Here is an 8186-nt window from a genome sequence, read left to right as displayed (position 1 = left end):
AGACAAAAGAAAAAATAGATTTTATCGAAAAGTGGTGCTGGAGTTCTTCTCCAGCACCAACTTTGTCTACAGTCTGAAATATATATACTTTATATATTCTATTACCATATCTATCCGTGGAGAATTTTTGATTACACCAAGATAGACATCGTCATCGAAACCTGCTTTTCTAAAAAGTCCTTTCTGTGATATAAGAAGTCCCATAGGTAGTTCGTCTGTTACAGCCTGATAGGGCAGTGAATTGTCAAGTGTCATATCATCGGCATTATCTTTCAGTATGACTGTGTTAGTCACAATGTACGGTTTTAATTCTGCCATAGTCGCTGAATCTATATCCTGAAGCAATTCCTCTATATTATAAAGATATCCATTTTGCGAAAATGTATCAAATGCTTCTTTGTTCATGAGTACAATATCCAACTGTTCATCATCAATGGAAGCAATTATCTTTATGCGGGAGGCATAGGTATATTCATGATTAGGATTATCAGGGTTGTCCGTGAGGTATAAGCCTGTATATAGTTTCAGCGCTGTTTTAGAAGCATTGGCATCCAAAAAATTTAGAAAACCGTGGCTTAATTCATTAGTGAGCTGTTCACTCGCAGACACATTCACCAGATCAGTATAAAGTATGATTTCTTTTTTAGAAAAATGGCCATGCACTGTATAACTGATGATATATAAGAAAATCAGGCAGATTACAATCGGTAATTTATAGTAATCCCATATGTACTGTATTTTCCGCTTCCCATGAAGGTGGTTCAGGCATGTCCTACCTGGAAAATTGAATTTTTTAGTATCCATATTTTCCCCTTTCTGCCATTCGGGATTATTTAAGTTCCGAAGCCGTTTCTACGTGATCTTTGGTTTTTTCCTGACAGAGCAGCAGAATATTGGACAACAGATAGGAGCAAAGCAACGCACATAAGCCTTCTCCGAAGATGACAGCAGGGGTAAAAAAACGTACTGAAACTAGCAGCATTAAAAAATAAATGACAGCCATTACTATAGTACACAGCAGAAAGCGGATACCCATGAAGAGTGCATTTTTGAACATGGCGCCAGTTGTATTGTCAAATCTTGCAAGAAGCGGAAAAATATACATCAGGACAATAGCGTAGGCGGCTGCAGCGACACAAAAAACTGCGGTACAGAGTGTCCAGAATATATTTTCAAAACGCATATGATACAGGACATATCCGTCTATACCAAGAATAATTCCCAAGAAAAGCAAAACCATCCATATTTTTGTTCCCTGTTTCAGATTTGCTTTAAAAGAGCGGAAGAAAGATTCTGTAATATTGCCTTCCTCGTTTTTTGACATTTTCAGGGTAACATAAAAAAGTGCGGTGGTGGATGCGCCTATCGTTACAATAGGTATACAGCAGACAAACCATAAAATGTTCAGATAGACGCTGTAAACGATTTTGTTAATGAATTGAAGAACCGGATTATCAAAATTAAATAAAGTATTCATAAAATTCCTCCTAAAATATATTATCGCAGTATTCATGAGTTCTATAATAAAGCCAGTATTCTAATCACCCGTTGATTCACGAAAAATTAGGTTTGTTTCCGTATACACAGTGCGGTAGTTAAGGGATGGTTCATTTATGCGGGTCATCAAAAGATTTACAGCTGAGAATCCCATGACCTGGCTGTGTATATGGATTGTGGTCAGTGTCGGGGTAACAACTCTCGATTCGGGAGAATCATCGAAACCACACAAAAGGACATCATCAGGAACAGAGTAGCCTAGTTTTCTCAACGTTTGGAGCGTATCCAAGGCAACAAAATCGTTGGCACATATAAATACTTCTGGCATATTCTTAAGTTTTTGCAGACGCTCCATTAGAAATTCCAGGTGATCTTCTGTTTTGGGATAAGAAATTCCTTTTTTGCTTCCTGCGATGCAATATTCATCCGGACAGGGAAGTCCCAGCAGATGCATGGAATTTCGGTAAGCTGTGTATCGTTCGAAAAAAGAACGGCAATGTAGGTATTCCCCAATGAATCCAATTTTTGTTTTTCCTCTCCTTACCATTTCATTTATAAACAAGGAAATGCCGGACTGATTGTCCATGCAGATCAGATCTGCCTTTAGAGGAGGAGAAAAACAGGTGGCCGGTGCATCTATAAATAAAACAGGAACTCCTAGCTCACAGAGCATTTTGTCATAATTGTAGTCGAACATTTCGACACAGATAATACCGGCTGTCCTGTCGCTTGAAAAAGCAGTGGGCAGTTTCATAGCTTTTAAGTCATCGGTGAGTACTCTGTGCATAGTAAGGCTGTATCCCAGACCGGAAAGTTCCTCCTGGAATTTATCCAGCATAATGTTAGCAAAATGAGAGCTTCCCAAAAAATTAGTGATAAATAAAGCAATTTCCGTCTTCCCCCTTGTGGTTGGAATAGAAAGAACAGAACTGCCTGAATTGGCAATTGTCACATAAGAAAACTGTTTATAACCCATCTCCATTGCTTTCTTTAATACTTTCTCACGGGTTGAGTCGGCCAATATGCCAGTATTATTGATTGCTTTAGAAACTGTATTGCGGGAAATACCAAGTTCATCGGCAATGTCTTGGATCGTAACTCTTGTACCCATACAAACCTCCTTTTATGTTCTTTTAATAGTAATACTAAAGATATTATAATGCACAAATCAGAATGTGTCAAATGTAAAAATATAAATTGTTCAACCTTGTTATCTGTTTTTTATTGTTGATATAGCATATCTATAATAAAATGTAAAAATATAAATTGGTCAAATAGGATATAATGTATTGACTAAATGGGAAATAAGTGATATATATATATTATGCAAATCTCAAAACGAAGGCACAACAAATTTTGCAAATGCACAAAAAAGGAGGAGAGAAAGGAAAGCTAAATGAAAACATGCAAAAGATTGAGGGATTTGGCAGAAAGGAGGAGTTATGGCGACTAATTCAAAAATTGTTTCAAAAGGAAGACAAGGAAATAAGGACACAGGAATCCACAATACGCTGGTGTATATCAGGCAGCATTGGCAGCTTTATCTGATTTTCCTGATGCCGGCATTATTATTGACGCTGATTTTTAAGTATGCACCTATGAGTGGTATTCTGATTGCTTTTCAGGATTATAATCCTTTTAAAGGTGTTTCGGGCAGCGAATGGGTGGGACTTAAACATTTTACAAGATTTTTGTCATCGCCCGATTTTATGGGCTATTTGGCAAATACGCTGAAACTAAGCGTATATAGCCTTCTGTGGGGATTTCCGGTTCCTATTATACTAGCTCTTTTACTGAACCGAATTCAGAATACGGGTATTAAAAAGAAGATACAGCTGGTGCTTTACCTTCCAAACTTCGTATCAGTAATCGTGCTTTGTGGTATCGTTCGGATATTTCTTTCTGTGACGGGTCCGGTTAACCTATTATTAGGAACAAGTGTGAACTTTATGACGATGCCGGAGGCATTCCGTTCGATTTATATTATCAGCGGTATCTGGCAGGGGGCAGGCTGGGCATCCATTATGTATACGGCATCCCTGTCCAATGCAAGCCAGGAACTTAGGGAGGCTGCAGTTATGGACGGTGCGAATATCTTCCAGCAGATTAAGACAGTAGAATGGCCGGCAATCAAAGATATGGTCATTATACAGTTTATCCTGCAGGCCGGAAACATCATGAGTATTGGCTTTGAAAAAGCTTACGCGCTGCAGACAGATCTGAACCTTTCTGCATCTGAGATTATTGCGACTTATGTATATCGAAAAGGTTTGATTGACGGTGATTATAGTTTTTCAACGGCTGTAGGATTGTTCAATACGGTAATTAATGTTATTCTATTGCTTGTTGTAAACAAGATTGTTGCAAAGATGAATGACGGGCAAGGATTATAAGGAGGTGCAAAAGATGAAAACTAAAAGCGTATTAACAAGATATTCAAAACAGGATAAGCTGCTTTTGACAATCGGTTACCTTCTTTTGGGATTATTTGTGCTTGCAATCATTGTGCCGATGGTTTACATTATCGTGGCATCCTTTATGGATCCGATTACATTACAGAACAAAGGTATTACCTTTGATTTTAGCAAATGGACCACAACAGCTTATGAACGTGTTATGACAAACAGCCAGATTTGGATTGGGTTCAAAAATGCAATAATTTATTCTGTATTATTTACTGTTGTTTCCGTAGTTGTGACACTTCTGGCAGCATATCCCTTATCAAGGGCGGATTTCAAAGGCAAGGGATTCTTTAATGTTATTTTTATGATTACTATGTTTTTTGGCGGTGGTTTGATTCCTACATATTTGATAGTGAGTAAACTTGGGCTTGTTGACAGCATGTGGGCGGTTATTCTTCCAGGAGCGTTCAGCGTATGGAATATGATTATTGCAAGGACATATTACAGAGGAATCCCGCAGGAACTTCGGGAAGCGGCAGATGTGGATGGTGCAAGCGAGATTACCTTTTTCTTTAAGATCCTGCTTCCCGTATGTACACCTGTCATTGCAGTGCTCGCCTTATGGCAGTTTGTAGCCATGTGGAACAGCTATTTTGATGCGATGATCTACTTGAACGACTCAGCAAAACAGCCGCTGCAGCTTGTCCTGCGTTCTATCTTAATTCAGAATCAGCCGGAATCGGGAATGATTGCAGATATGCAGAGTACGGCAGCACGGGCACAGCTGGCAGAGCTTCTGAAATACGCAACCATTATTATCTCCAGCTTACCGCTTCTGATCATGTATCCGTTCTTCCAGAAATATTTTGATAGCGGAATCATGGCCGGTGCCGTAAAAGGTTAAAGGAAAATAGGATAAGGAGGAGGCAGACTATGAAATTAAGATATGGAAAACGTATCATGGCAGCGGCACTTGCGGCTTGTTTGGTGATTTCCCTTGCAGGCTGCAAAGGCAAGAAAGAGATTAATGACGGTACATTCCGTCCAGTTGATAAAGCAGAACTGGAATTTCCGTTAAAAGAAAAAACAACTTTAACCGGAATGATAAAATATCCGGCGAATACGGAACCTGATCCAAACAAAAGGACAATATTTAAACGATTGCAGGAACAGACAAATGTAGAAGTTGAATGGATGGCAATACAGCAGGATCAGTGGGAAGATAAGATTTCTTTAAATATGTCAGATCCGAACAAACTGACGGATTTTATATTTACGGCTGAATTTTCGGACAGCAACCTGTTAAGGTATGCCGAGTATGGGGCGATCATTCCTCTGGAGGAATATATTGATGCCTATATGCCGAATCTAAAAGCTGTATTCGACAAATATCCGGAATACAGAACTATGTGTACGGATGTGAACGGACATATCTGGGCGCTGCCTTGGATTGAACAGCTTGGTTCTGATAAAACAGCCATACAGAGCGTTGGGAACATGAGCTTTATTAATAAGAAATGGCTGGATTTCCTGAAACTTGATGTGCCGGAGACGGTGGATGAATTTGAAGAGGTGCTGATTCAATTTCGTGACCATGCGACGGAGATTCAAAAGCAATTCGGAATTGAAGGAAGTATTATTCCCATGTCCTGTATTGTAAATAATGGAAATGAAGATCTGGGGATTCTGATCAATGGTTTTGGCGAGGGATATGGCGATGTGGATAAAGATATTAACACTGGCAGACATATCGCAGTTACGGATGACCAGAAAGTAATCTGTACAGCAGCACAGGATGGATATAAAAAAGGGATCGAATGGCTGCACAAACTGTATGAAGAAAAACTGATAGATCTGGAAGCGTTTACCCAGGAATGGTCAACTTATGTATCCAAAGGAAAATCCGGACGTTACGGCGTATGCTTTAGCTGGGATGTTGGAAATATAGACAACCTGAAGGATTGGGTACCGCTTCCGGTGCTGACAGCGGATACGCGGAATCTGACGCCGGAGAACGGGTCATATACCAGCGGGTTTCAGCGGGGACGCTGCGTGGTAACTTCAGTGGCAGAGAATCCGGCGTTAGTATGCGCATGGCTGGATCATATGTACGCACCAATGCAGTCTCCGCAGAATAACTGGGGAACCTATGGAGAAAGTGATGATTTTGATATTTTTGAAATGGGAAAAAATGCAGACGGAGATGATATGCTGAAACACGCGTCATTAGGTGATGCTTCTCCGATAGAAGTAAGGGAAGCCGAAGCAGTAGGCGGTCCGTTAGCTATTTTGGACGAATATTATGATGTGTATGTGACATGCCCGGATGACGCACAATACCGTTTAGACTGGATTAAGGAATGTTATACGCCGGATATGCACACGGAGAATGTTTATCCAAATATCTTTATGAGCCGTGAGGATACAGAGAAGTTTTCGAATCTTCAGGCAGATATTCATAAAGAAATTAAGACAAAGAAAGCCGATTGGATCATGAATGGCTTTACGGATGCGGATTGGAAGGAATATCTGGATAAGTTGGAAGCCTACGGATTAAGTGACTATCTGGAACTGCTTCAGAAAAATCTGGATTCTTATAACAAAAATATTTCAAATTTAAAATAATGTAAGCGATAGTACATTGGTATATATCATGATGAAAGGAAAATATGTTTATGACAAGTCAGACATTACGTGAAGCTCGAAAATATGAAGAAGCTTCTGAAAAATTAATTAAAGAGGAGGAGCGTCCCGATTTCCACCTGACTCCACGTACAGGCTGGATGAACGACCCGAATGGATTTTCTTATTATAAAGGCCAGTACCATATGTTTTATCAATATTATCCATACGCTTTGAAGTGGGGACCTATGCATTGGGGGCATGCGGTGAGCAACGACTTACTGCACTGGGAGTATCATCCGGCTGCTTTGGCCCCGGATGAGGCATATGACCGGGATGGCTGTTTCTCCGGAAGTGCGGTGGTGCTTCCGGACGGAAAACATCTGTTGATGTATACCGGTGTGTTACGGGAGTACCAGGAGCATGACATCTACAAAGAAATTCAGACACAATGCATCGCCGTAGGGGACGGAATCGATTACGAAAAATTTGAACTGAATCCTGTACTGACTGAACAGGACTTACCGGAAGGAAACAGCAGATATGATTTTCGTGACCCTAAAATATGGAAAATGAATGATGGAACCTATGGATGCGTAGTTGGCAGCCGACCAGCCGATGGAAGTGGGCAGATTTTATTGTATACCAGTACAGATTGTCTCAAATGGAATTTTAAAAGCATATTGGTATCCAATAATAACCGGTTTGGGAAAATGTGGGAATGTCCGGATTTTTTTGAACTGGATGGGAAGTGGGTGTTACTTACAAGCCCGCAGGATATGCTGCCGCAGGGATTTGAATATCATAACGGCAATGGGACGCTCTGTCTGATTGGTGATTATAAGGAAGAAACCGGTACTTTTAAGGAAATGCATAATCAGTCTATTGACTATGGGATTGATTTTTATGCACCGCAGACGATATTAGCGCCGGATGGCCGCCGGATTATGATTGGCTGGATGCAGAACTGGGATGCTTGCAGTATGCGTTCGCCAGAGGAACCGTGGCTTGGTCAGATGAGCCTGCCAAGGGAGTTATTCCTAAAAAATGGACGGCTGTACCAGAGACCAGTCCGGGAACTGGATACAATGCGGCAGAACAAAGTGGAATACAAGAATGTTACCGTATCAGGAGTTACGAAACTGGATGGAATCAAAGGAAGAAAGATTGATATGGAACTGACAATCCATCGCAAGGAAGGAGAAGAGCTGTACCAGAAATTTATGCTTCGTTTTGCTCAGGATGATACATATTATACTTCATTGAGTTTCCGTCCGAGAGAATCAACATTAAAAGTGGACCGCAAATTCTCCGGTTCCAGAAGAGCCATTATTCATCAGCGCCGCTGTCTGGTAAATACAGCGGACGGAGAACTAAACTTAAGGATTATATTGGATCGTTTTAGTGCGGAAATTTTTATTGGAGATGGAGAGCAGGTTATGACAACTATTATGTATACGGAACAAACCGCAGATGGAATTTCGTTTTTGGCGGATGGAACGGCGCAGATAGATGTAGTGAAGTATGACCTTCAATGAAAGACATTTGAATGAAAAGCCGCTTAAGTTTACTTAAGTGGCTTTTTTATGTATGACGGGCATGCCCTTGTTCTGTGGTGAAAGTCCACTTAGGCGTAGCTACCGACGAACTTTATAGCGACTCCCA

7 protein-coding genes are annotated in these 8186 nt (G+C 40.5%); 4 read left to right on the top strand and 3 right to left on the bottom strand.

Features of this window, described 5'->3' with window-relative positions:
• Positions 1–66: 66 nt before the first annotated feature.
• The 3 genes from NFS18_RS18595 to NFS18_RS18585 are packed head-to-tail and all read right to left on the bottom strand — an operon-like array spanning position 67 to position 2608.
• On the bottom strand, positions 67–804 hold the full coding sequence (locus tag NFS18_RS18595) for a hypothetical protein (protein WP_251392983.1): 738 nt from the start codon (positions 802–804) through the stop codon (positions 67–69).
• Between the two features lie 25 nt (positions 805–829).
• Entirely contained in the window at positions 830–1477 is a 648-nt protein-coding gene (locus tag NFS18_RS18590) for a YesL family protein (protein ID WP_251392980.1), read from the bottom strand.
• A gap of 60 nt (positions 1478–1537) precedes the next feature.
• On the bottom strand, positions 1538–2608 hold the full coding sequence (locus tag NFS18_RS18585) for a LacI family DNA-binding transcriptional regulator (protein WP_251392978.1): 1071 nt from the start codon (positions 2606–2608) through the stop codon (positions 1538–1540).
• Positions 2609–2939: 331 nt separating this feature from the next.
• Between NFS18_RS18585 and NFS18_RS18580 the strand changes: the two genes are divergently transcribed.
• Genes NFS18_RS18580 through NFS18_RS18565 form a run of 4 tightly spaced genes read left to right on the top strand, consistent with a single transcriptional unit; the run spans position 2940 to position 8059 of the window.
• Entirely contained in the window at positions 2940–3890 is a 951-nt protein-coding gene (locus tag NFS18_RS18580; protein WP_251392976.1) for an ABC transporter permease, read from the top strand.
• Positions 3891–3903: 13 nt separating this feature from the next.
• Positions 3904–4803 (top strand): carbohydrate ABC transporter permease, encoded by a 900-nt coding sequence (locus NFS18_RS18575; protein ID WP_251392974.1) that lies wholly within the window; start codon positions 3904–3906, stop codon positions 4801–4803.
• Between the two features lie 29 nt (positions 4804–4832).
• Complete coding sequence (locus tag NFS18_RS18570; protein WP_251392972.1) at positions 4833–6524, top strand: extracellular solute-binding protein; 1692 nt, start codon at positions 4833–4835, stop codon at positions 6522–6524.
• Positions 6525–6574: 50 nt separating this feature from the next.
• Positions 6575–8059: a glycoside hydrolase family 32 protein gene (locus NFS18_RS18565; RefSeq protein ID WP_251392969.1), complete on the top strand. Its 1485-nt coding sequence runs from the start codon at positions 6575–6577 to the stop codon at positions 8057–8059.
• The last annotated feature ends 127 nt before the right edge of the window (positions 8060–8186 follow it).

The organism is Mediterraneibacter agrestimuris (genome assembly GCF_943193195.1).
GTDB lineage: Bacteria > Bacillota > Clostridia > Lachnospirales > Lachnospiraceae > Schaedlerella > Schaedlerella agrestimuris.
Note: the sequence above shows the minus strand (reverse complement) of the source record. Positions and strands in the feature narration are given on the sequence as shown.

Coding starts and splice junctions, on each gene's coding strand:
- NFS18_RS18580 (WP_251392976.1), top strand. CDS start 2,940: ATGGCGACTAATTCAAAAATTGTTTCAAAAGGAAGACAAGGAAATAAG.
- NFS18_RS18565 (WP_251392969.1), top strand. CDS start 6,575: ATGACAAGTCAGACATTACGTGAAGCTCGAAAATATGAAGAAGCTTCT.
- NFS18_RS18595 (WP_251392983.1), bottom strand. CDS start 804: ATGGATACTAAAAAATTCAATTTTCCAGGTAGGACATGCCTGAACCAC.
- NFS18_RS18590 (WP_251392980.1), bottom strand. CDS start 1,477: ATGAATACTTTATTTAATTTTGATAATCCGGTTCTTCAATTCATTAAC.
- NFS18_RS18585 (WP_251392978.1), bottom strand. CDS start 2,608: ATGGGTACAAGAGTTACGATCCAAGACATTGCCGATGAACTTGGTATT.
- NFS18_RS18575 (WP_251392974.1), top strand. CDS start 3,904: ATGAAAACTAAAAGCGTATTAACAAGATATTCAAAACAGGATAAGCTG.
- NFS18_RS18570 (WP_251392972.1), top strand. CDS start 4,833: ATGAAATTAAGATATGGAAAACGTATCATGGCAGCGGCACTTGCGGCT.